Genomic DNA, 23,350 nt, shown 5'->3' with positions numbered 1-23,350 from the left:
TCTCCTTCTTATTGAAGGTCGTCAGTCAGATGAGGGGCACGCACGCCGCTTAGGGCATCGTCGGCTTCTACAAGGCGGGCGACTGAACATCCAGCGATATGGGTATCGACGATCCCAAGGGTACCTTGCAAGGTGAGGGAGGGGAAGCCGGAAATAATTTCCGGCGTCATTGAGCCACTGTATTGCGGCCCCCACCAAAATCGCGAGAAGCTTCTGAGGCCAAGGAGTCTCACTTGTTAGTTTTTGGCTCGCGTACTCTATCCTGACGGTTCCGAGCAGAATGCTTAGTCGCGTTCGTCCGTTTGTTGCTTCCCAGCTCGATCAACCGCTAACGGCTATTGCTTCCTTTGCGACTTCTCCCAATACAGAGGTATCTATTTGGACATTTGCCAAAGGAGTCGCGGCGCTCGGTATGGCGGGCGGCATCTTTGTGACTGCGACTGCTCACACGTCTACTATCATTCGAAGAAACCGGACAGATCACCGGCCATGGTCGGGACTAGCAAATTGCGATCTAGAAACAGATTTCTCATTTCACAACTTGTTTCAGCGATGAGCAGGCAACCATGGCAGGCAGCACCATGAGTTGCACGATCGCCGCTCCTATCGTCCGGCTCATGATCCGCGCAAACTGGATCATTTGAACAAATCCGGAGCCGATCTAAAGCGCTATGAAGGATTCGCGCAAACCGGGGGGCGGTTGCAACAAGACCACCGAGCGTGCCCTGCGCGCCGGCGCTTGCCGTGTAGATAAGGATGCCGCAGCGGTCAATATCGCCGCCGCCTCGCGTACTGGACAGCGCGTAGACTCGCTCCTTCAACGAACTCGCCGGATAGCCGCAATCCAAGGCAATTTCGGCCATCAGTGCGTGTGAGATGCTGTGAAGAAGGACGTACGGGGTTCCGGGGTAAGCGGGCGCCTTCCCAGCGAACCGCTTTTGCCAATGTCCATATCCCGCCAGAAGCTTTCGATTGCGAGAAGCCGTGCTCTCCTTTTGAAGCCATTCGCCGATCGCCGTCGCGTCAAAATGGACGAAGATGCCTTCTCCAAACTGCTCAATCGCCGGCAGCCAGTCCGCGTCGCGGGAAATCGGCGCGCCGCGGACGCTCAACTGAACATCCTCAATATCGCCATCCGCGCCCGTAGGCGCAGCTTCAAATCGTGTGAACCCATAGAGGCAAGACACCTCCCGCAATCGATGCACAGCGACCAGGCTCTTGATCCCCGACAGATCGATCTCCGCATTGGGATCTGCCCAGACATCGCGTGCGAGCGTTTGAGCGTAAAGCTTGGCGGTTGGATGGTTGACTCCGATTTCCGAACGTCCGCTCGCGAACGTGTCGAACTCGGACAGCTTTGGCGAACGAGTGGCATCCGATTTCGCGCCGTCGCGAATGCGCTGAAGTCTGTCGAAAATGTCGCCGTCCGGATAAGGTCCAAGCGCCGCCGATACCTTCGGATTGAATCGCTTCGCTTGGGCGACATCCTGGACCGTTTGAACGCCTGCTAAATCCCCCGACAGCTCATCAACAAGTTGGCTCAATTCGTCCTCCTCGGTTGGAAGCGAAATCACCGTAAGAACCTGCGGGAAATAAGTATTCGTGGCGGTGCGGGTCAGCAGTTTGAGGTTGTCGCCACAACCATTTGGGTCTCGGTCGAGCAGCCAAGGCCTCTCGCCGCGGCACTTGCCCAAACGACCAGGCTGAAAGGTCTCCTGAAGCGAGAGGCGGCGACCGCAACCGCAGACGATGCTGGTGTCCGCGGGGTCAGCGCTAGTGCCTTTTTCCTCCACCCACATTGGCTCATGGCACGGCCCCGAACCGTGGACTACCCATCGCCACTCAATGTCTTGAAGATGGCCCTTATCGCACGCGCAAACAAAGCGGATCGGCGTGACGTCGCTCTTGCGCCCGTCATCGTATTGAAACTTTCGCCGTCCCTTAGTGTCGAGATCCTGCCAACGCACCAACCGGCGCCGGCGTGCCGTTTTGGTCCCCGCCGTCGTTGTCTCGACCTGCTCGCAAATGAACCATGTCGGGAAGATCGGGACAGCGACACCGCGGGGTACTCCATCACGCGCATCCACCGATGTGGGAGGAGTACGCAACGAAAGGGTTACTGCTGGATCCAGGCGCCCTTGTTCCTTGAGAATTTGCTCCAGGCGCATTGTTAGGCGTGGTTCTGGAAGCGTTGTGAATGCGTTGCCCCTCATGTCCCATTGTTCGAGGCCGCCGACCACGACCGATCGAGTTGGCAGATCGATCATCGCGCCTGGACCGAAGGTCGAAATCAACTGGCTTAGTCGCTGAGCATTCTTGGTCATGCGAGATCATCCGCGTTCGCTATCATGTTTCCGTGAGGATCCCTGACCTTCAGGGTGACGTTGGGTTCCACGTCGCGCATGGAACGGCCCGCCACAAAGCGGCGATGGGGTTCTGTCAAATTGCCGATCTCGGGTTCGAGCGGCATGTGCAGTAGTCGATGCGGGCTCTTCTTCTTAGCGTACGCAAAGGCGTTTCCACCGGCCGCCTGTTCATCGGCGGTTTCGATCCAGGCATCCAAGATGTCATCAATCAGCGCTGCGAGAGCCGCGCGGCCGCCCGCTATCATTCGATCGGGCGCCCGATCGACGATCGAGTCACGCACCAAATTCCTTATCCCGGCATTGTTCTTCAGCTCATTGACCGCGACATCCGGGGTGAGCGCGCCATCCACATGCCGTGCGGCGGCGACAACGACCGCAGCCAAAGCGCGATCCAACGCTCGGGCCGCCCAAGGCGTGACGCTCGTCGCTTCAACGGCGCGATAGAAGGTACGGTGGAATTGGCCGAATTGCTCAAAGTGCATCCGGTCACGCGGCTTATGCAGGTTCAGAACCGCCAGCACGAGGCCAGGCCTGGAATGGTCGCGTCCGACGCGGCTGGTCGCCTGAATATATTCGGCGGCGGTCTTTGGCTGCCCCTGCACGACCATGAGCCCCAAGCGCGTGATGTCGAGACCAACCGAGATCATGTTGGTTGCCAGAGCTACATCGACGTTTTCGGCATCCCGACCAAAGATCGCTTCCAGACGCTGCTTCGCTTTCGCGACCTCATCCGTCGAGACACGCGAGGTGAGCTCCATCGGCTCCTTGATCGCGCGGTCCGCAAATGGGATGTCGGCAGGGTCCACCCGACGCCGTTGGGTGCCGTAGCGCGCGGCACGATCGCGCACCTCATCCTCTACAATCCGGCGTGCCCCCCCCAATTCTCGCAATGCATTGAAATAGCAAAGCGCCGTCATGTACGGATCGGCAGGATTTCGGGCCTTGGCGTCAGCAGGGATATTCGCATCGTAAGCCGCCTGCGCGGCGGCAACGAGCGTGGTCAGCGAACGCAGGAAGACGAGCTTTGGGCCGCGACCCTGCGCCGCAATGCCCAGATAGAGCCGGGCAGGATTGGTCGTTGACGGCACCGTGCGCGCGAAGAAGCTGTCGACACGATCGATTCCCGGCGGCGGAAAAATGCTCGTGGTGTCGCGATCAAACAGGGCGGCGATTTGATCGGCGGCACGCCTGACAGTGGCGGTCGAGGCCACGATCTTTGGGCGCACACGGTTTTCACCGGCGCCGCGCGAGGCGAGTTGGTCAATAGCGGCTTCGTACAGCCCGGCGACCGTTCCAAGTGGCCCGGCGATAAGGTGCAATTCGTCCTGGATGACCAGGTCGGGCGGATCGAGCGACCAGCCGTTGCCCAACGGTCGGCCTTCGCCTGGCTCAGCCGCGCCGTAAAAGCCGACGCCATCTTCGAAACGGTCAACGTGACCGAAGAAAGCGCCAGTCTCGCCAACCCACGGCAGCGCGGCGAACTTGTCTACCGTGGCGATCAGAAACGCCGGCAAGCGCCGGTAGATGGGCTCATCGACAGTAAGGACCGGCAGAGGTCGGTTCCTGCTGAACTCGCAGGCAGTGCTAGCGCAGCGAATTTCCAGATTGGTCGGCGCATGCTCGTTCGGCGTGCAAGAAAAGGATGACGGCGTGAACTCCGTTCCGCACCACGGGCAAGCTTTCAGTGGCGCCGGCGCCCGCTTGTCGCGCCCGTTGCGATAACGCCGAATTCGACCGACCGCGGTTGCCTCATCGGACTTTCCTTTGCCGCCGAGCTTGTTCGGCGACGCGTCGGAGCCGACCCACAAGCCGATCTCGATCGGCCAGTCGCCAAGCATTCGGCGGCCGCGCTCATCAACGTTCTTGGCGTCGGTACGCATAAGTTCCAGCGCGCATACGACACCAGCGGCGCGTGCGAGCTGGTCGAGGGTGAGAAGGCGCAGCGTGTAGCGCATGATGACGGCGACACCAGCGCCGAGCACACCCGATCCACCCAGTCGCCGATGCGCAATCACCAGTGCCGCGAGGCCGAGATAGGCTTCAGTCTTGCCGCCGCCTGTCGGGAAAAACAGCAGGTCTGCCGTCTCACGATCAACATGAGTCCGGTCGATCAGGCCGGCCATGTTGAGCAGCACGAAAGCGAGCTGAAACGGCCGCCATTGCGGCTCATCGAGCGCACCTGGATCGCCGGTCGCACCGGCAACGCGACGACGCGCGGCCATGGAAACGGACAGATTCATGAACCGGAACGCCGTGCGGGCCTTGGCGTCGGTTGCGAGGATCTCGATACCCTTTGCGATCCGGTTCTTCGCAGTCTCCATCTCGGTGACAAGACGTTCACCGGTCTCGCGGCGGCGAGCGGGAAGACCTACGAGCTTGTTACGCTCGGCGTCAATCCAAATTCCATAAAGGACGGGCAGGTCTGTCAAGGCGGCGCGAAGTCCAGAGCCATCCCCCGCCGCCAAGTGTGCGAGAGCCTCCATACCGAAGGTCACCTGGGTCTTGAACGCAGCGTCCTCGTTCGGCGCAACACGTTCGACCTCCGCCGATGGCAGCGGATCGGTCCATACCCGCGTTACTCTGCCGGTACCGGCTTCGGAGGTGTCCCATCCGGCAGCCGCGTTTCGGCCCACAGCCCATTCACGCATGTCGCGATAGTGCAGATCTGCGATCCGAAGGTCCCAATCCTGGGCGCGATAACCAGACAGATCGCGACGCGGAAGAAACCCTGTTTCGCTGGCAAGTTCGAGCCGCGCCTGAAAGGCGTAGCTGACATCGGCATAGAAGCGATGAACCGTGGCCCGACGATTGACCAGGAAGACAGTGAGGGCGCGGACGCGCTCAGTTTTGCCGTCCGGCGTCGCGTAGCTGAACAGGCGCGAATGGGTTTCCAACACTAGGCCGCCGCCGCGGCGCTGTTCGGCCGCGCTCTCCGGCACGATGATTGGGCCGCCGCGGCCGTCTTTGATGGGCAGAACGACGATTCGGTCTTTCGGGCTCCGAATCCAATCAACCATGGGCCGCTCGGTGCGCTTGGGCTTGCCATCTTCCCCAAGCTCCTCGGGCAAAGGCTCCGGTAGCAGGATGGCCTCAGGCAATGGTGGTTCTGTTCGATAATCACCCCAGGAAACGCGCGCTTCGATCGAAGTGACATCCGGATCGAGCAGGACGGTCAATCCGACGGAGGACGGCAGAAAGCGCCGACGAGCATTCGGCGCCTCAGGCTCCTCGTTATCCGTCGCGGCTCCCCCAGCGCCATCGGCGTCCGGTTCCTCGACATCGATTTCCATCTCTTCCTGAGCGGACGGATCGGTCTCGTCGTCATCCCCGTCGAGGGCCAGCGCATCTTCCGCGGGCGCGAGAAATCCCGCCAAATACCACCGCGCCGGGCTCTCGTTCAGGCGCTCGCTGGCCAGGTCGGCGTCCTGTGGACCCGGGCCGATTAAGTCACGACGAAAGACGTCCACGATATGGGCGCGTACTTCGACCGAGTTCGTCATGACCGCCCAAGCCCCTCTGAAATAAACAGTTCTCCAAGGACCTTTTCGAGCCACTTGGTCGTATAGGCCAATTTCAAAGCCTCTTTCGGCCGATGCCCGGCATCGCCAAGAAGCGTTTCCAGAGCGATCAGCCGATCTTTGAGCCCAAGCCGGACGCCGAAGCGCAAACTGGCCTTGTCCGGCCCGCACAAAACCCAGGCATCATTTCTTGTCAGCGCATGAGCCCACAAAGATCGCTCACCGACATCAAGCGCAATGTCGGGGGCTCGCACCGCCACGACGGCACGTTCCGCGTCCGTCACCGGATGGACTGCCTGGAGAGTGGCCACAAGGTGTGCGGCATCGATCTGCAATTCCGCCCGACGCCTCTGAAATCCCGTCTGTGTCTCAGTCACGCAATCCTCGACAGTCTCGACGCCGTAGCCGCTCGAAAGTGCGCGCCACGACCCAACCCGGAAGCACTCCAGGATGGCGTTGGTATCGAGGAGAACGGGACCGTGGTGGCGAGCCATGCGACCTCACAAATCGACCGGGGATTGAACCCCATGGGTCGCGAAGAGGTCAGCAAGATCATCAACCGTCAGGTCCAGCAACGCGCCCGCTCGCCGTGCCGAGACGTGGCCTTCGTCAACGGCTAGGGCAATCACTTCCATGAACGGCTTGGAGAACGGTGGGGGCAATACAGCTTGAACACCGTCCCGACCATTGTTCCGCAAGGCTACGTCTGGGATTGCGCGCGCCATAGCAGGCTTCAACCGATCGAGGGCGACAAGGCGCCATTTCAATGCCGAGGCTGTAACCTGAAGCTCATCCGCCACGGCATTTAATCGGCCCGCAAGTTCGCCTGTGGCGATCTCGGACCAGTCGCCAAACCTGTCGAGCACGGGGGTCGGCATCAGAACGGCTGACGCGAAATTGTTGGCGAGCTGCTCCACTCGACTGCCACCGGTCTCCCGCGCCTCCTCGGAATGCTCGGGTGGCATCGCGTCCCAGGTGAGGATGTGGAAGAGCTCGTGAGCCAGGTCGAAATGGCGGCGGCCAACAATCTCGTGACGATTGATCAGCACGATATCCAGTTCTGGCAGCCGGCACGCCGCGCCGGAAATGCCTTGGAATGCATCCACCATGAGCACGAGGATGCCCAGTTCGCGCTCCATGACTTCGACAAGGCGAACCGCCGGCACATCACCAAGCCCGAATTCCGCGACGAAACGATCGCCTGCCTCCATGGCGTCTTCGAAGCGTTGGTGCCGCGTGATCCCCAAGGACCGGCGTAGCAGGGGTGCGGAGCGGCCGACCTGAGGTGCAATCGCGCGAAATGCAGCAATCCATCGCCCGGCGTTCCGTTCGTACGCATTCAGGCGCTGCGGCCCAACGTCTGTCTGACGCCAGGAAAACCGGCCCTCACCAACGAGCAGGAACGGATCGGTGAAGTAGTCCAAATTGGCGCCGAGTTTCTCGACGGCGATGACCAGCTCCTCAGCGGTTACACGTCGCTCGCCGGTCTCGATCGCCGAGACGGTCTGGCGGTCCTTGAAGCCGAAGAGACGCGCGAGGTCGTCCTGCGAGAGCCTTCGCTCTTCGCGCAACGCTTTAATCCGCGCTCCTATAAAATTTTGCACCATGACAGTCTCCATCGGCACTCTATAATCTTGCAAATCGATAATTGCAAGATTATATTGCTTTTTGCGAAGCGCCATTTGCCCGGCGACGCAGAAGAAAATCGGGCGCAAAGGATATTAAGATGACCCGCAAGCCGCAGCATCCCGGCCTCGATGGCCGGTCCCGGGACAAGGATGGCGAAATCCGCCATAAGAACGGAAATACCCGCGTTGATACACTTCGCGAAACCTACGGAGACAGCTTCGCGCCAGGCGTCCGCGGCGACATGCATTTGGACACGCTGCTCGAGCGCACGGGGGCGAAATCGCTCAGCGAGCTTGTCAAGAACAAGGGGGAGTAGGCGTAAGGAGCTTTACGCTGCCGCCCCCTCATCGTCGAGATCTTCATCCTCTTCATCCGCCATGATGGTTAGCCCAGCAGCGCGTTCCGCTCGCGCGCGGTCGGCGTTGAGGGCAAGAAGGCGGGCCAATACCTCGTCCTTGAACTCCGTCGGCCAGTCGAGACGGGTCTTCGGGGTCTTTCCCTCATCTGCGTCCTGCTCGATGAATTCGGGCACCGCCTGATCAGCTAGATCGTCCCAACCATAGGCGTGCAGCACTGCGACATCCATCTCGGCATGTAGCGCGCGGAGCCGGGCGATATCGGGTGCATTCTCATTGCGCGCGTGAAAGCGGTTGTAGATTTTGGTTAGACCCTCGTCGCGTTCGGTCATCATCTGAGCTCGGAAGGTATGATAGGCGCAACCTGCGGCTTCGAGGTCGAGGTCCATCTCGAAACCTTCAGGAAATGGATAGGTGCGAAAGCAATCTTCGATTGTATACGTTAGGTCATCTTTCATAGTAGTCCCCACGAATCGGGCCCAAATCTCATGAGATCTCGATTGCATAGCGGTAAATGACGCGAAGCTCTCAAGAGCGAAGACATTAAGATTCTGAGAATAGACAAGACCTTTTGGGAGAATCCCAATTACGTATTGAGGGGCTGCCTTGCTCGCATTCACGAGAATCCGATCTAGCTTAGCCATTGCTTTCTTAAGGGCGGGAACGCGTCTTGTGTGCTTCCACCAGATTTCACGACGAGTTCGATCAGCGTTCTTGGCCCTCTCCGGCTTGACCAATCGATCAACAATCTCCAAGAGATCGGGCCAATCCGAGGCCGCAGGCTCCGAGTAATCGAGAGGCACAATGCCATCGCGTAACGCGTCATCCCGCTCGCGCGGTGTCATCGCCATCCAAGGCTTCATTTCCCCGTCGCGCCGTAGCGGAAGATCGGCAAAATCGATCACGTAGCGATGGTGTGCATGGCGTGGATCGGTGTTGACCTCTTCGCCGCCGATGTAAGGGAAGATGCGCTCTGAATTGCGTGGATCCTTTGCCATAAGGCTATGCAAAGTTGCTAAGCTCTCAGCCTCGCCTTTTGCAGCGGCCAAATCGTCGAATATAAAACCCGCGCCAAGAACAATGGATCCCTGGAATGCTTTGCCGGAATTGGCGACAAGGGGCGACGGCGATGTATCGAGGTCACCCTCAACTAAGTAGGCTGAAATACGGCGAACTTGCCGATTGTCGAGCACGGGCGAGCTTGCTTCGCCTTTCACGATGTGAACGACGGACACCACTACCGATGCCTCGCCCGGCCACTTCAATCGACGCCGCGCGCGCACGATGGCACCGCCGTCGGCGACAATCATTGTTAGGCCAGAGGCTCGCGTGTCGCCCTGACCGATAGTATTTGTTGCAATCAGACCGAATTCACCTCCCTCTCGCAATAAGCCGAAAGCGCGTCGGAAAAAATGCGCAACCAGGTCGGAATTGCCATGGGCACCTTCGTGCAGCGTCTGCAGCCACGGAAGATAGCTCTTGGGGCTACCGCCAACGATCGTGTTCTTGCCGGCAAATGGCGGATTGCCGATGATGGCGTCGAAGCCTGGATTGCGGCGAGAAAAAACTTCCGGGAACTCAATTTGCCAGTGAAAGGGCGGAATCGGGTATATGCCAAAGAGAAGGTCCTTGGAAAACCAAGCTGCCTTCTCCTCCCAGCCTCGCGAACCCAGGTTGCTTTGCACTAGCTTCTGAAAGGCGACCAGTTGTTCGATCCGCTTTTTCGGCTTGTCGGCCGAAAAGAAGGCGGCCACGATGCCGTCGCCAATCAACCTAGCAACCTCTAGCTGAGTTTCAACGGCTTTGAATTGCGGGCGCAGTTCAGCCTCGCTTGCCCATTCGGCTTGCTCGCGAATGCGCACTCGGCCTTTCTCGGCTTCTCGCAAATGGTCGCTGACCAACTTGCCGACAAAAGTGGGCGGCTTCGTTGTGTCCCAATGGGTTGCCGAAATCTGATCCTTAGTCAGTCCGACGAGGCTGTCGCCGCATTTCAGCGCATGATCGAGGAAGGTGAACTCATGGTCGCGTGCCAGCGTGGCAAGCCAAAGCGATAGTCGGGCCAGATCGACAGCGCGTGGATTCTTGTCGACGCCGTACAAGCAGCGCTGTGCGACAAGGCGGCGGGCATGAAGCTCCTCATCCTCGTCGGCCGGGATGGTGGGCCGTGTTTCCGGCCAGCACGCCCAGGCCGCGACCAAACGCTCGCCCAAGGCACGGCACGCCTCGACCAAGAAAGCACCCGATCCCATGGCTGGGTCGCACACCGTCAAATCTAGCACCTGCTCCGGCGTTGCGTTCGAACCCAGCCGAGCGAAAGCCGCCTCCAATGCATACTTGACGATCGGGGCTGTCAGTGACCGCGGCGTATAGTGGCTACCCGTCCGTCGCCGCTCTCCGGTCGGTTGCAGGATCGGCGTGCCCGATGCCGCAATCCTTTTCTTGGGAGAGCCGCGCTCATCGACCATCCCGTCGAGCGCGGCCACAAGATCTTCCACGCTCTTCGCTTGCTCAACCGGGCCGCCTTGAGCAGCAGTCAGGGCGCGTCCAACATTTTCCTTCAGGTCTTTGATCCGCTCCTTGCCCTTTCTTGCAAGAAGCTCATCGAGCGCGACAAAAACCGGAGTCCTGTTGTTCTTGCCCGCCTTGATAGCGAGAACCCGAGACTTGGCTGCTTCGACCGTGAAACCCATCACGGTTTCGTAGACCGAACCAATCTGTTCGACATCGAGGGTTCGGTAGGACAGGCGTTCGCGCTCCGCTCCGCGCAACTTCAGGGTCATGAGTCCCTCAAGGATGCGCAGGAGACATCCATCTGACACAGTCAATATCCGGGCCGGCTCATCCTTCGACGCGCGCCCCTCAAGGAATGGGAACTCGTCTGGGTCGAACAGTTTGCCGCCACGCGCCTGCACAAAGCCGGTCTTGTGACCTTTGTGGATCAGGCGAAACAGCGCCAGCAGGCCACCCCAGCCGCCCCGACGCTCGTCCATCGTGTCGGGATTGAGCGTCGCGTCTTCCGTAAGCTTCGCGTAGAGCCCACGAACCGAATAGCTGGTTTCGTAGATCTCGCGCGCCCGCGCGTCGGATCGTGACGGCAGAAGGTCCCGGTCCTCGGCGTAGAGCACGAACACCAGGCGCATGAGGACGGTAAGCAACCCCTCGTAGAGATGATCAGGACGGCTGACCGTGAGGTCGCGGACGAGCGCCGGCTCTGCGTTGTCCAAGCCGCGCAAAAGCTCGTGAAGCGCGCCAAGGACCTGCTCCGCTAAGGCGGTCGAAACCAATGCTTGGGCATCGCGGCTCCGTTTTAAAAGCGCCGGTAGGCGCCTATCGTCGGAATCTGAAAACAGCCGGAACCGATCAAGGAGGAGCTTCAGGCCGCCGAGCATCGGCCGGCCGGCAACCATTGTCATCGGCCGGATTGGAAAGCTCTGATGGCCTGAAGTCTCACCGCGAGGGGCATAGATCAGACGGAACTCGGGATAGTACCGAACCTCGCCATCTTTGCGCTCGTCCCGCTCTGAAATCAGCAGACCAGCAAAGACCCCGGTATCGCGCAACAGCCGCTCGAACCGCTGATGCGGCGTCGCCTCCCAGCCATCGAGCGCGTTTCGGGCATCTGGATCGACGCCAGGTGCCTCGATGCGGACCAGAAGCTGCCAGAGACGACCTTCCTCCCCAAGTTCGGCCACTGCCCACGTCGGTCGAAGCGTGGTGCCGTGTTCCGGCAGCGCGACCAGCAGTTCGTCGGGAATATCTGGGCCGCCAGGCGCGCCGGCGACATGGCGCGCTTCCCAGCCAAGCACCTGTTCCGCGAAGGTCCATGGATCGGAGAGACTGGGTTTTGACGGCTCTGATCCAATAAACTCGCCGACTTGGCCGGTGTCGATTGGTGTTTGCCTGAGCGGCGAGAGCCCAAGTTCCTTGAGGAGAGTCGCGGCGACCACAAGGCCAACCGGCGGCACATGGTCGAGCCATTCGAGGTCTGGGTCCCTATAGATTTCCGCGGCCATCGTGCTCATCCCGACACCGGCCAGAGATAGACAAGGCCGACGGGCTCGAGCCGATGGGCGCGCACTTCATAAGACTCGCGAAGACGCCTCGGTTCATTACGCAATTCTCGCTCAAGGCGAGTCAGGCGTCCTTCCCAATGTCGCCGGTCGGCCTCTCGCTCGCGCCGTTCCTCGGGGACCAGATCGAGGGTGAGCTGATTGGGGTCGAATTCCTTTGCGGCCTTTGCGATGCGTGATCGCTGCTGTTCCAGCAAGTCGGACAGCGAACGCGCTTCCTCCTCTCCGCGCTTTTGGAGTTGCGCCGTAACCGCCGTCAGTCGCTCGGCCGCGATCTTTTCCAACGCCGGGACGAGGTCCGCGATATCCTTGGCGACGAGACCTTGGATACGAGCGACGGCCGCACCTGGCGCTTCGCGCGCATCGCGCAGCGCCGCTTCAAGCTGATTGAGGGTTTTCTCCTCGCCGCTCTCGCCCAAAGGTCGGAGCGGCTTGCGGTCGCGTTCTGACTCAGTCCAAATCGCCGTGATGGGGATGACCTCTTCGTGTAGCCGGGCAGCTCCGGCGCCAAAGACCGCGAGCCGTCCCATCAGCACGACGCGTGGCTGCGCGCCTGGTCCATAGATGACGGAGACGCGCGATAACTTGGATTGGAACCCCTGACTGAGGAAGCGGGAGAGGAGGCGGCGGACAAGTCGGTGCTCGAGATGTACCTGGACGACGTCCGAGGCGTCGCGGCCGTCACTTAAGACGGGTGGACTGAATGCGATTGACCGAATGGGCGCATCGCGCCGCCAATCTCCGAGACGCTCACCGCGCTTGCGCGGCCGAACCCGCAAATCGTCGAAAGCGTCCTCCCAGCCTGCATCTTTGGTGAACGCTGGGTCATTGGGATCGAGCCGGTAAGTTGCGACGCTGCCGACCGCTGCGCCACGTGCGTCGTCGAGCACATAGCCTGCGCGCGATAGCGCGGCTGCGGCCACGCGATGCAGGTCTTCCGGGTCTACGCCGACCCGCTCCCGAGACCGTTCAAGTGCGCGCTGAAGATCGGCCTGCTCTCTCAGTAACCGTTCGTGACGGGCGCGTTCGTCGTCGTCCATTTCGGCGCGCGCGCGATTCAACCGTTCTGCATCGCTCTCCTCCGCAATGGCACGAGCGATCGCCGCCCCCTGACCGCGCAAGATGCCCCCTTCGGCCAAACGTTTTGCGATGCGGTCCTCGATCACCTGACCGACCGAGCCGAGCTGTTCGCGGATGGTCTCCGTTTTCCGGACCAGCGCTTCCAACACGATGTCGGCTTCACGCTGCTCATAGCGAAAATATCGGCAAATGACCTGCTTTGCCGGCTGAAGCTTGCGATCGATTCGGCCGTTGCGTTGCTCAAGCCGGGAGGGGTTCCACGGCAGATCGAAATGGATGAGGTCCGAGCAGTAGGTCTGGAGGTTGATGCCCTCCCTGGCCGCATCGGTGCAGATGAGAATCCGCAGCGGTTCCACATCGGGGTCAGCGTTGAAGGCCCGTTTGACCTCCTCCCTTCGATCCGATCCCGTAGCGCCTGTGAACACGCCGATACGGTCATCAGCGCGATCTGTGTCCGACACCATCTCTCGGAGACGCCGTTCCAGCCAACGGCGTGTGTCCTCGTACTCGGTGAAAATGATGAGACGTCGACGGGTCCAGTTGTGACCGGAAAGGAGATTAGCTTTGATCCAGTCGTTCAGCCAAAGCACTCTCTCATCTGGCCGTGACGCGTATCGCTCCGCGATAGCCAGCATATCGTCGACCGCGGCTAATTCGGTGCGCAGGTCGCTTGTCGCCGCGCCGGCGGCACCGAGGGCTGATGCTGCCTCCGCAGTTGCGTCGTCATCCGCATCGATGGTTTTCTCAGCTCGATCATCCTCCAGGCCAAGCTCGGCGCTGTCTTCGCTGGTCGGACCTTCGACAAACGCCAGCGCGGCAGCCGCTACCAAGGCGGCCTCCTCGCCATCCAGCATGCGTTGCAACGTCGCTTTGTGAACCTTCAAGGTTCGTGCGAACGCAGCAACGGAGGACAGGAGGCGCTGCTGCAGGCCGACAAAGGCGAGTTTCGCCATTGACGCCCTCTGAGTCGGAAGATTGGCGATTCGTGTCATGCGTTGTTCGCCGTAAGCTGCGAGCCGGCGGGCGAGTTCAAGCTCTGGCGTATCCTCCGGCAGACCCGCGATCCGAACCGCCTCGATAATCCGCTCGGGGAACGCCTCGCCAAGACGCCGAAGATCGGCCTTCAGCCGGCGAACCATGACCGGTTCGAGGTCCTTGGGTCGAACTTCGACACCTCGCGTGAATCGCTGGGGATCGAGCATCTCGAGCAACGCCGAGAAGCTATTGGAATGTCCGTTGTGGGGCGTCGCTGTCAGGAAGAGACGATGCTCAAACCGATCTCCGAGTTCGCGAACCGCCTTCGTGAGCTGACTGGAGATAGCGTACCGGATGCCGGCCGCCGGGGCGGCATGGTGCGCCTCGTCCAGAATGAACAGCGCGCGGGCGCGAAATTCGCCGAGCACATCGCGTAAACCGGCGGCATAAACTTCATCGGTGAGCAACCGATGCGAGACGATGAATCGCGAGCCGGTCGCCCAGGGGTTCATAGAGAACCCGCGAAGCCGGCGCATTTCGCCGATGCGCTCACGGTCGATGATTTCGAACGAAAGCCCGAACTTTGCCTCGAGCTCATCCTTCCATTGGATGGTCATCGAAGGCGGAGCCGCAATGATGATGAAATCTATCCGACGGCGCAGCAGTAGCTCGCGCGCGACGAGACCTGCTTCAACCGTCTTGCCTAGACCGACGTCGTCAGCGATCAAGAGGTTGACGCGCGGAAGCCGCAGCGCCTTGCGAAGGGGCAGGAGTTGATAGGCATCAAGTCGGATGCCCGCCCGAAATGGTGCTTGCAACAGATCCCGATCAGCGGCTGTCGCAGATCGCCATCTTATCGCGCGAAGGTGTGCCGCCAGCACTTCGGCCCTGTCGGGCAGCCCCGCGCCGATATTTTGCCATCCATCCTCATCGAGCACAACGGCGCCGATTTCGGCGTCCCAAAGGATTTCGAGCCTCTCACCTTGCGCGTCGTCGGAGATGCAGGAGAGATTGAGCGTCTGAAGGTCGTTTGCTTCGCCTTGGATTCCTTCGACCAGCCACGGTCGCCCGCGGAGTTCAACAAAGCTTCCTTGTTTGATAATTTCCCCCATGGCCCGCTATTTCATTTCTCTTGCTTCTTGGGGGAGCTGATTCTTGTGCTCTCTCGATTCGTTCTGGTTAGGCGTTCGTATTCCTCCACCGCCAGCACAACCACGACAGGGCGACCATGCTTGTCGATCGCAACGGGAGCTGCCCGAGCGTCATCGATCAAACGACCAAATTGATTCTTAGCTTCGCGTGCCGAGACGTGCTGCATGTGTCGCTCCGCTTTAAAGGAGCTATTTTAGCTACAATTCGGCGGCTAGGTAAGGGGGCGCTAGCAATTTAGGTGATGCCGTGGGTCAGGCAACTCACCGACACAAGGAAGCCCCGAATTGCCGGCTTCTGTGCCGTTCGAGCCGTCACCAGCGATGGTCCGCGTCCGTCGATCACTAAGGCGTGGTCGCCCGACCGGAAACGTAGGGCTCCATTGAGATTGGCAAGCCCGATAAAAAGCGGGCGAAAACCAAGGCCCCTGCCGGAATTTATGCCAAAGCGCGAAACGCCATCGGTCAAGGTTAGGCGCAATGCTTCGCCGTGATCGCTGAGGTCCGCATAGTCGGGACTACCACGAAGGCTTTCTAAAACCCCAATGCCACGATCGCTGACCACTAATTCAAATCGACCGGGTTGCGCATGAAATGCGACGACGCCGGTATCTGATGCCTTCGAGTGCTCGTAGACATTGCTATGGAGTTCGCCGAGCGCAGCGGTAAGCTGTGCTGCAATCTTTCGTGGAAAGCCTGCTGCAGTTGCCGCCTGCTGCGTTGCTAGACCGAAAGCAGTCCAGATCGTCTCGTCCTGCGGGAAGGAAGTTGCGCTACGCAGGAAACCAATCATCCGTGACTGTGGACAAATCCACTGCGTGTTGCCGGTACAGAGCGCTTGCACCATTGGACTGAGCCCGTTCAATGACAGGAACGGTGAAACGCTAGGGGCAGGTAGCAACCCTCCGTCGCTAAGCTGGGCAAGCTCGAGAATCGGGCCGATCTCCCTCGCGATCATGATCGGAAGTGGCCGGCCGTTAAGACGCCCACGCGCGGCGGCGAAGGCGAGATCATCAAGAGCGGCGAAGTCAAGGGCGGGAGAGGCGGTTTCGATCATCCCGGCATCCGTGCGCCTTCAGTCGAAGATGCGAGGATGTCGCCGATCCATGCTTCTACAAACTGGCAATTGTCGGCAAACAGCTCGTCGATGGGCGCGCCGCGCTCGGTCGGTGAGTTCATCCATCCGAGCGCTGCATTGGTCTTCGCATAGGCACGTTGCCGTTTCATCGTCTTCATAAAGATCGACGTATCGAGCACGGTCATACCGGCGAAGGCGCGGACCAGAATTGGAAGCGCGTCGAGCCCACCCCGCACGACCAAATGAAGCGGGTACCCGACAGTGGCCGCCAGTTCGGTCAACCACTGCGCATGTTGTTCCTGGCGCCCGGCCCAACCGGTGCCGGTCGTGAATTCATAGGCGACATGTGTAATCTCCGGGCGGGCACGGAGATAGGTCGCCCACCGCCAGAAATCAGATTCAGATCGCCCATTGACATGCAACGCGGCGGGCAGGCCCTCGCGCAGAAACTCTTCATGGATGATGGCAATCCGCTTCATCGCATGGAGATCATCCCAGCGCGGGCGATCAATGAACAGGCTGTAGTTCGGAGTCGTCACCAGCCCAATTCCGACCGTTTTCATCGCTCGGATGATCGTACGCCGTCGCTCCTCCCCAAGCTCCCACCAACGTTCCAACGGAGGGTCGCGGTCAGTGCCGGTGAGTACGATGGTGCAACCTGGTCTGATGCCAAAAGCCTCGCAGAGCGCGTCATGTGAGGCATATCGGGGCAAGCCAGAGCGCCGGTCGAACAACGAATAGAGTGGCAGGGCAACTGTTTCTGAAACGGGAGGGGCATTGCGGGCAGTCCGATGGTAGATCACCGGTATAACGTGTGGCAGAGCCGGTGCGACAAGGAGAGGCGCGTGAGGCACCGTACCGAGATCGAACGTGGTTACCTCCCGCACCCGGTCCGGATAGTCAGGGTGGTTCCGACAGACGCGGTCGCAGCCGTCTGGTTTGCCGCAGCAAAATTGGAGGCAATCGAAGAAAGTGGCCTTAAGCCGCAATCCGCCGCAGATTTGTCTTTCGGAGCATACCACGCGACCAAGCGAGCTGGTTGCCCTTTCCGGTTCATGCCAGAGACGGCGTTCGCGGCGCAGATTACGATCTGGTTTCCCGGCAGTCTGAGCCCTACCAGTCGGCTTAGGTTCGGCATCGGATCGAGTGGGCGTCAGCATAACGAAATCTCCGCAACCCCGGCGAACAAGTGGACCTGCTCAACCGTGCCCTTGGCGATCCCGCAGGAAGCGTTGACCGCTTGAAGAAGTCCCAGAGGCGGATTGGTAAAGCGGGCGACATCGCAATTTCCCCGCCGCGCGATCAGAGAGCCGTCTTGTGCTTCGACAATAAGTTGGTCGCCTATCTTGAGTCGAGCATCACCGATAATGTCCGCCTCGGCGCTACGCGGTGCGCAATCCGGCGAGCGAGTAAACAGATCTGCCGTTCCGAGAACGACACGCGCGCGATCCCAACTTTTCTTAAAGCTCGGCGTCGCTTTCTCGATGAAGTCCGCTCCCACCTCTCACGCTCCTTCAAATAGTGGGCGATAGCGCTTGGCCCGGCCCTGACTCTGTTCAATGACCAGGCCGAGAGCGGCTAGAGACGCGAGCCTGTTGTTCCATGCGGTGGTATGTTTGACGCCTTCACTCTCGCCGTAATCACGCATCAGGGCACCGGCATCTGTCTCGCCGCGTTGCAGCACCAAATCAAATGTCATGCGCTGCTTCGGATCCAGTTCGCCGAGCGGAGTTGGATCAGTGACAGTGCCGTCATCCGCGAGCGTGCAAGTCATCAAAACTCCGCCGCGCGGCTTCAGGACTTCGATGAGTTCGTCCTGCAGGAGTTCGCCGGGATTGGCCACGACAGGGTAATAGTGAGAACGGCGTCCGCGGACGATATCACGGAACGCCAGTACGCTTTCGCGGAGGAAACTCGCCGTTGCGACCTCGATACCCGAAAAATCCAGGAAGACTGGCTCTGGAGCGGTCCCCTCCGTCGCGGTCGCCTCCAACAGGCGTCCGAGCATCGTCCTGCCATTCAAGGCGCCGGCCAAGACCGGGCTGCCACCAATTTTGAGCAGGTCAATCTTCATTGAATCATATTCCTCACGTATCTGATGTGAGCAATATAGCTCAGCCGGGACTGAGCGTCAAGATCCTGCGAGGAGTGCAGCGTATTGTGACGTGTTGCAGACGAAGCCGGAGTATCGACTGTCGAAAGACCTGACGAGCGTTCGGCATCATTGTGGGTGATCCCGCTCGCCCACAGTGGCCGTATCAAGAACAATCGGGCCGCTTTCGAAAATCGCGAACTGATCGATTTTGACTACAGGCCGATACTGGCCAAAAGTTACAGGTCTGTGCCATCAGGTCCAGGCTCGCGACCTGGTGGGTGTGTCACTGTGTTCGTCTTTCGGGCCTTCGGAAACTCGGAAATCCCGGTGGGGTCTGTATCTCGTTCCAACGAGAGCTTGTTTCAAGCGCGCATGATGACCTGGCGTTAAGGGTTGACTATGCTGCCAACCACAGCCGACAGCGAATCGAATCTCCGAATTCGAAAGACCAAAATGATGCACTGCTGATCGGGGCGAGGGGATACATGAAGGACGCGCAAAAGCCCGATCACGTAAGTCTAAACACGCTCATCAACTACCTTCGGGATGGCCGTTATGTGATCCCCGACTTCCAACGTGAATTCGAATGGAAACCGTGGGATATCCGCGACCTGATGAGGTCGATTTTTCTGGACTACTACATTGGCAGTCTGCTCTTGTGGAAAGGCAAAACCGAAAATTTCGCCTCGCTCTCTTGCGAACCGATTTACGGGTATGAGGGCAACGGAAAGCCAGAATACATCGTGCTGGACGGCCAGCAGAGGTTGACGGCAATCTACTACGCATTTCTGTCGCCCGATAAGCCGCTACAAAACCGCACCAGCCGCTTCTTCTACTTCGTCCATGTCGATAAGTTTATGGCTGACGAACACGATGAAGCCTTTGGATATGATCGCGTGACCCGCCGATGGTCCAAGGTGCTGGCGGACAAATCCGTCCAGTTCGAGACTCACTTTTTTCCGCTTGCGGTCATAGGCGCCACAGGATGGGAGCTTCCAAATTGGCTTCAGGGTTACGAGGCTTACTGGAAAGCAAAGAAATCTGAAGCCGAGAGCACAGGTAACGACGAGGCCGCCAAGGCTGCTCAGATTCATTTGGAGAATGCGAAGGGTTTCGGGGAGCACCTTCAAGGAATTACCGGCCAATATCAGATTTCCTATAATGAGCTTGATAAGGATCTGGATGTAGACAAAGTCTGTGACATCTTCACCCAGATCAACAGCCGCGGTGTTCGTCTGGACGTTTTCGATCTCGTGAACGCCCTTCTCAAGCCAAAGGGACTGCAACTCAAAATGATGTGGCGTGACGCCAAGGCGCGCCTAGATGGGTTTGAGGCAGAAAAGATGAACGTCTATATTCTTCAGGTGATGAGCATCCTTAGGCAAAGCTATTGCTCACCGAAGTATCTCTATTTCATGCTACCTGGCCAGCAGAAGTCTGTCCGTGACTCAGACGGCACTCTGCGTAAAGAGATACTCGTGCCTGATATCGCGGATTTCGAACTGCGCTGGAAGGCGGCCGTCGAAGCGCTCGAAAGCGCCCTTAAAGTGCTCCGGCACCCGCAGGAATACGGCGTAGTCAGTTCGGCGTTTCTGCCCTATGTCTCCATTCTCCCGGTTTTCGCGTCCTTGCGCGCACAGGCCAAGAAGTTGCCTCCGACTCACCAACTCGATGCCCGGAGAAAGCTGCGCCACTGGTACTGGAGCTCAGTCTTTACCAACCGTTATTCCGGTTCGGTAGAGTCCACGAGCGCTCGCGATTTTCTTGATGTGAAAGCTTGGTTTGATGACGATGCCGCCGAACCGCCTCTGATTGCTGAGTTTGCGCGTCGGTTTCGTAGCCTCGAGCTGCGGAAGGAGATCAAGCGCGGAACGTCCGTCTACAACGGCGTATTCAATTTGCTCGTGTTACAGGGCGCGCGCGATTGGATGACGGGTGATGTTCCCCAGTACGGGGATCTCGATGATCACCACATCGTCCCGGACGCCTGGGGAAAAAAGCACCTTGAGAACGGCATTCACGGCTCCATCCTGAACCGCACTCCACTGTCGCAGAACACGAATCGTCACGTGATTCGTGCACGCCTACCAAATGAGTATCTCCCGGAACTCATTAAGGCGACTGGCGAGGGCGCGGTTCGTGCAATTCTAGAATCGCATTTCATCTCGCCGATTGCTTTCGACATTCTGCTGCGCAATCCGTTCGGGTCGGACGACTTCGAGGCATTTATTGCTGAACGTCAACGTACGATCCAAGATGCTATCGAGAACCTGTTGATTAAAGAGCGGCTCGATCTGTCGCCTCAACTCCGCGATCTCGATATTGCAACCGAGCGTGTTGAACTTAACATCCGGAAGTGTATCGACAAAACCCTGAATGGCGACAATGCGGCCGTTCCGTCCCATGTAGCGCAGAAGATTGATGATCGGATTGTCCGCGCTGTGAAAAAGAATGCCGCGCTTGACGCCGAAAACTATCAAAGCCTGTCAGCCAAGCTTCAGTATTTCGATCTACGCGAACTGCAGGAAACGATCACTAGCAAGGCCTCTTGGCATAGGTTTGAGCAGAAATTCTTGAACAAAGAGACTTTGATCGCGAAGTTCGATCAGCTCGCCGAACTCCGGAACGGCATTCGACACAGCCGCGCGGTAAGCGAGGTGGTCAAGAAGGAAGGCGAAGCGGCAATCATTTGGTTTAATCAGGTGTTGGGCACCAGCGTTTCGTGATCGCTATGGCTGCAGAATTTCAACATATTCGAGTTCTGCAAGATAATAGTCCGAAACGCCTCGTCGACGTGATCGGCGATTGGCTGCACTCGTGACTTTGTCTGCTTTGAGCGGAAATGATTTCCGGCAACTTCCGACATACGGTGGATGCCGCGTATTGCTATGAAGCCGAAATTTGCAAGCCTCCGCGCCATCAGGCTTCATGACATATAGACTACACTGCCGTCGCCGCGGATCTGGAATACGTCCGTTAAAGCGTGAAGTTCAACCGCATCGCGACCATCGCGAAAAGCGTCGGCCAATGCATGGCCATTTCCGAGCGTCCGGTAAAAGGCTACACTAAAGCGGCGGGCTGCTTCATCGTCTACCGCGTCGGTGGTCCCCACAACAGCCGGGACACTCGTATCGATCATTCCCGCTTGAGCGTCAGAATAGCAAGAATTGAGGACGACAAGCTTCACGCCTCGATCCCTTAGCAAAGTCGCCAGCGATGTACCAGAAATCGATCGGTACGCTCCCGTGTCATCTCTGACGATGATGCCACCCGGCGACCCGTGTCCGCTGAAATGCAGCACATCGGGCTTTTCTTCCCTTAAATATCGAACGAGATCATCCGCCCGTACCGCATGCTTCGAAACGAGAGAGATGTTGTCTCGGAACTTAACGGCGCGAAGCTCCAGCTCAACAGCCCGCAGCTCTTCTTCCAGGTCGAGATAGCTTCCGGTTGAAGCAGGATTGGCGGCGAGAAACAGAATTTTCAGCATTGGGCTTTTTTTCCCATGTCGCTGGCGATTGCGGTCGGATCCGATTTCGCCCCGTTCCAATAATAGCCGCACGACATCAATTTTCGGCGGCGTGTCCCACTGCAGGTAACCCGGACTGTATCCTCTCGAAAGGAGAGTTTTCTCCGATTGTTCAAGTTCCAACCTTTTTTCGCTGAGTTTGAAGCTCTCTGCTTTGGCAATGGTCGCTTCGACTTGGGTTCTGGACTTGGCGAGCTCGTCCAGATTTTTTCTGACCGCCCTGATCGCGCTTTCGATATCGGCCTTTGAGCGATCGAAAAGACGGATTTCGGATTCAAGGTCGCGAAGTCTGGCGTTTGCGGCATCGTAGGGTTTCCGTGTCGCGGCGCCGAGTTCTCCACGCAACCGATTCACATGGCTTGCCGCCGCCTTATAGAATCGACGCTCATCTTCTGTCATATCTGCGCGAAATGCGGCTTTCTTTTCAACTTCAGCGGCTCTGAGCTGTTGTTGGAGAGTGAGCATGCTCGCGGCGCCCTCAGAGGTCGCCAAGACGGCCACACGTGTATCGAGATTTTCGGCGCCTTGATATTCCGAGCAGAACGTTTTTAACGCGGCTATCTCGTCGTTCAGGTAGCGGACCTTTGCTCCATTTTCGGTCTCGGGGTCGTCAAACTCTTCGCGAGCCCGGTCCAGAGCCTCAGCTTTCGCCAGTAGAGGGGCTGCTATTCGGGCGTTGGTCTCAATTGCTTCGGCCGCCTGCCTTTGTCCGCAAATGTGCCACTTTATCTCCCACTTCAGCCGCCAATGGCGCTCGACCAAACGGAATTCATCGCTGATTGGACCCAGAGCGTCGCTATACAACGATTTCATCGTTTCCCGGCGCGCCAGGGGAATGACGACAGGATGTTCAAGGTCAGTGCCATTGACAAACACCAAACAAGGCATTGATGCTTCTAAGATGCCGAACCTTGTTGCAAGATGGCTCACCGCCACTTCGGTCGCCTTCGCGATGATTGAATTGGTTTTCCGGCTCGCTCCAAGTCTAACCGCGTCTGTGAGTTCGTCGTTGAATTGAAGCTCGTCTTGGCGCTCTTCGATTTTGATAAAACCTTGCGACATCGAGAGGCCGTCAATATGATGTTCGAAGTATGCCGAACAGTGGGGGTGTCTGCGCAATATTGACGATTCCTTGCCGTGAAAGACGATAAAGGCCACATGCTGGCGCATGGTTGCATCGATCGTCTCGACATTGCGTATGAGCTCTTCGAAAAATGCTGGCGCGATCGCGGACCGCACGATTGCAAAGCAGGCAATCGTGCGGTCTCCAATCAAGCGATGCAGGCCATTAGGGCTCAAAAGCTGGTCGACAATTGCTCCAAGAGGGATGTCGTCCGCATCGATAGTCTCCATTTGATAACCCCCGGCCCAAGCGATGTTAGAGGCCGGCATCTTGCCACACGGAACCTAATCTTTCCTTTCTAGTCGTCTCAAGGTTAAATGCCAGTGGATGGGATCAACACCGGCGTCGGATGCCGGCAGATTCGGCGATGCGGGCATGCCGGT

Annotated in this window: 14 protein-coding genes; 2 read left to right on the top strand and 12 right to left on the bottom strand. The window is 58.7% G+C overall.

The window, feature by feature from the left end; all coding sequences use genetic code 11:
• Window positions 1-458 precede the first annotated feature (458 nt).
• Genes drmB through AB4Z52_RS12670 form a run of 4 tightly spaced genes read right to left on the bottom strand, consistent with a single transcriptional unit; the run spans window position 459 to window position 7,491 of the window.
• Window positions 459-2,324, bottom strand: coding sequence for a DrmB family protein (gene drmB / locus AB4Z52_RS12685; RefSeq protein ID WP_442218271.1), 1,866 nt, complete (start codon window positions 2,322-2,324; stop codon window positions 459-461).
• Window positions 2,321-5,866, bottom strand: coding sequence for a DISARM system helicase DrmA (gene drmA / locus AB4Z52_RS12680; protein ID WP_442218270.1), 3,546 nt, complete (start codon window positions 5,864-5,866; stop codon window positions 2,321-2,323). Before drmA ends, drmB begins: the two co-directional genes overlap by 4 nt.
• Window positions 5,863-6,378, bottom strand: coding sequence for a hypothetical protein (locus AB4Z52_RS12675; protein WP_442218269.1), 516 nt, complete (start codon window positions 6,376-6,378; stop codon window positions 5,863-5,865). The genes drmA and AB4Z52_RS12675 overlap by 4 nt, the downstream gene beginning before the upstream one ends.
• Window positions 6,379-6,384: 6 nt before the next feature.
• Window positions 6,385-7,491 (bottom strand): XRE family transcriptional regulator, encoded by a 1,107-nt coding sequence (locus tag AB4Z52_RS12670; protein WP_442218268.1) that lies wholly within the window; start codon window positions 7,489-7,491, stop codon window positions 6,385-6,387.
• 119 nt (window positions 7,492-7,610) lie between these two features.
• Here AB4Z52_RS12670 and AB4Z52_RS12665 point away from each other — a divergent pair, with 119 nt between their 5' ends.
• Window positions 7,611-7,829, top strand: coding sequence for a hypothetical protein (locus AB4Z52_RS12665; protein ID WP_442218267.1), 219 nt, complete (start codon window positions 7,611-7,613; stop codon window positions 7,827-7,829).
• Between the two features lie 12 nt (window positions 7,830-7,841).
• Here AB4Z52_RS12665 and AB4Z52_RS12660 read toward each other — a convergent pair whose 3' ends face one another.
• From AB4Z52_RS12660 to AB4Z52_RS12630, 7 genes are all read right to left on the bottom strand, one after another.
• Window positions 7,842-11,891 carry an Eco57I restriction-modification methylase domain-containing protein gene (locus AB4Z52_RS12660; protein WP_442218266.1) on the bottom strand — a complete coding sequence of 1,350 codons (4,050 nt, stop codon included), beginning with the start codon at window positions 11,889-11,891 and terminating at the stop codon, window positions 7,842-7,844.
• On the bottom strand, window positions 11,888-15,106 hold the full coding sequence (gene drmD / locus AB4Z52_RS12655; protein WP_442218265.1) for a DISARM system SNF2-like helicase DrmD: 3,219 nt from the start codon (window positions 15,104-15,106) through the stop codon (window positions 11,888-11,890). Before drmD ends, AB4Z52_RS12660 begins: the two co-directional genes overlap by 4 nt.
• Window positions 15,107-15,117: 11 nt before the next feature.
• Complete coding sequence (locus tag AB4Z52_RS12650) at window positions 15,118-15,312, bottom strand: type II toxin-antitoxin system Phd/YefM family antitoxin (RefSeq protein ID WP_442218264.1); 195 nt, start codon at window positions 15,310-15,312, stop codon at window positions 15,118-15,120.
• Between the two features lie 68 nt (window positions 15,313-15,380).
• Complete coding sequence (locus AB4Z52_RS12645) at window positions 15,381-16,199, bottom strand: ATP-binding protein (RefSeq protein ID WP_442218263.1); 819 nt, start codon at window positions 16,197-16,199, stop codon at window positions 15,381-15,383.
• Window positions 16,196-16,759 carry a hypothetical protein gene (locus AB4Z52_RS12640; protein ID WP_442218262.1) on the bottom strand — a complete coding sequence of 188 codons (564 nt, stop codon included), beginning with the start codon at window positions 16,757-16,759 and terminating at the stop codon, window positions 16,196-16,198. The genes AB4Z52_RS12645 and AB4Z52_RS12640 overlap by 4 nt, the downstream gene beginning before the upstream one ends.
• A 614-nt stretch (window positions 16,760-17,373) precedes the next feature.
• Window positions 17,374-17,721, bottom strand: a complete 348-nt coding sequence (locus AB4Z52_RS12635; RefSeq protein WP_442218261.1) for a hypothetical protein — start codon at window positions 17,719-17,721, stop codon at window positions 17,374-17,376.
• Window positions 17,722-17,724: 3 nt separating this feature from the next.
• Window positions 17,725-18,294 (bottom strand): hypothetical protein, encoded by a 570-nt coding sequence (locus AB4Z52_RS12630; protein ID WP_442218260.1) that lies wholly within the window; start codon window positions 18,292-18,294, stop codon window positions 17,725-17,727.
• A 506-nt stretch (window positions 18,295-18,800) separates the two neighbouring features.
• Here AB4Z52_RS12630 and AB4Z52_RS12625 point away from each other — a divergent pair.
• Entirely contained in the window at window positions 18,801-21,041 is a 2,241-nt protein-coding gene (locus tag AB4Z52_RS12625; RefSeq protein WP_442218259.1) for a GmrSD restriction endonuclease domain-containing protein, read from the top strand.
• 200 nt (window positions 21,042-21,241) lie between these two features.
• On the opposite strand, the gene AB4Z52_RS12620 is transcribed toward AB4Z52_RS12625, so the two are convergent.
• Window positions 21,242-23,197 carry a CHAT domain-containing protein gene (locus AB4Z52_RS12620; RefSeq protein ID WP_442218258.1) on the bottom strand — a complete coding sequence of 652 codons (1,956 nt, stop codon included), beginning with the start codon at window positions 23,195-23,197 and terminating at the stop codon, window positions 21,242-21,244.
• Between the last annotated feature and the right edge of the window lie 153 nt (window positions 23,198-23,350).

The sequence above is a fragment of the Rhizobium sp. 2YAF20 genome (assembly GCF_052114685.1).
Taxonomy (GTDB): Bacteria; Pseudomonadota; Alphaproteobacteria; order Rhizobiales; family Rhizobiaceae; genus Rhizobium.
Note: the sequence above shows the minus strand (reverse complement) of the source record. Positions and strands in the feature narration are given on the sequence as shown.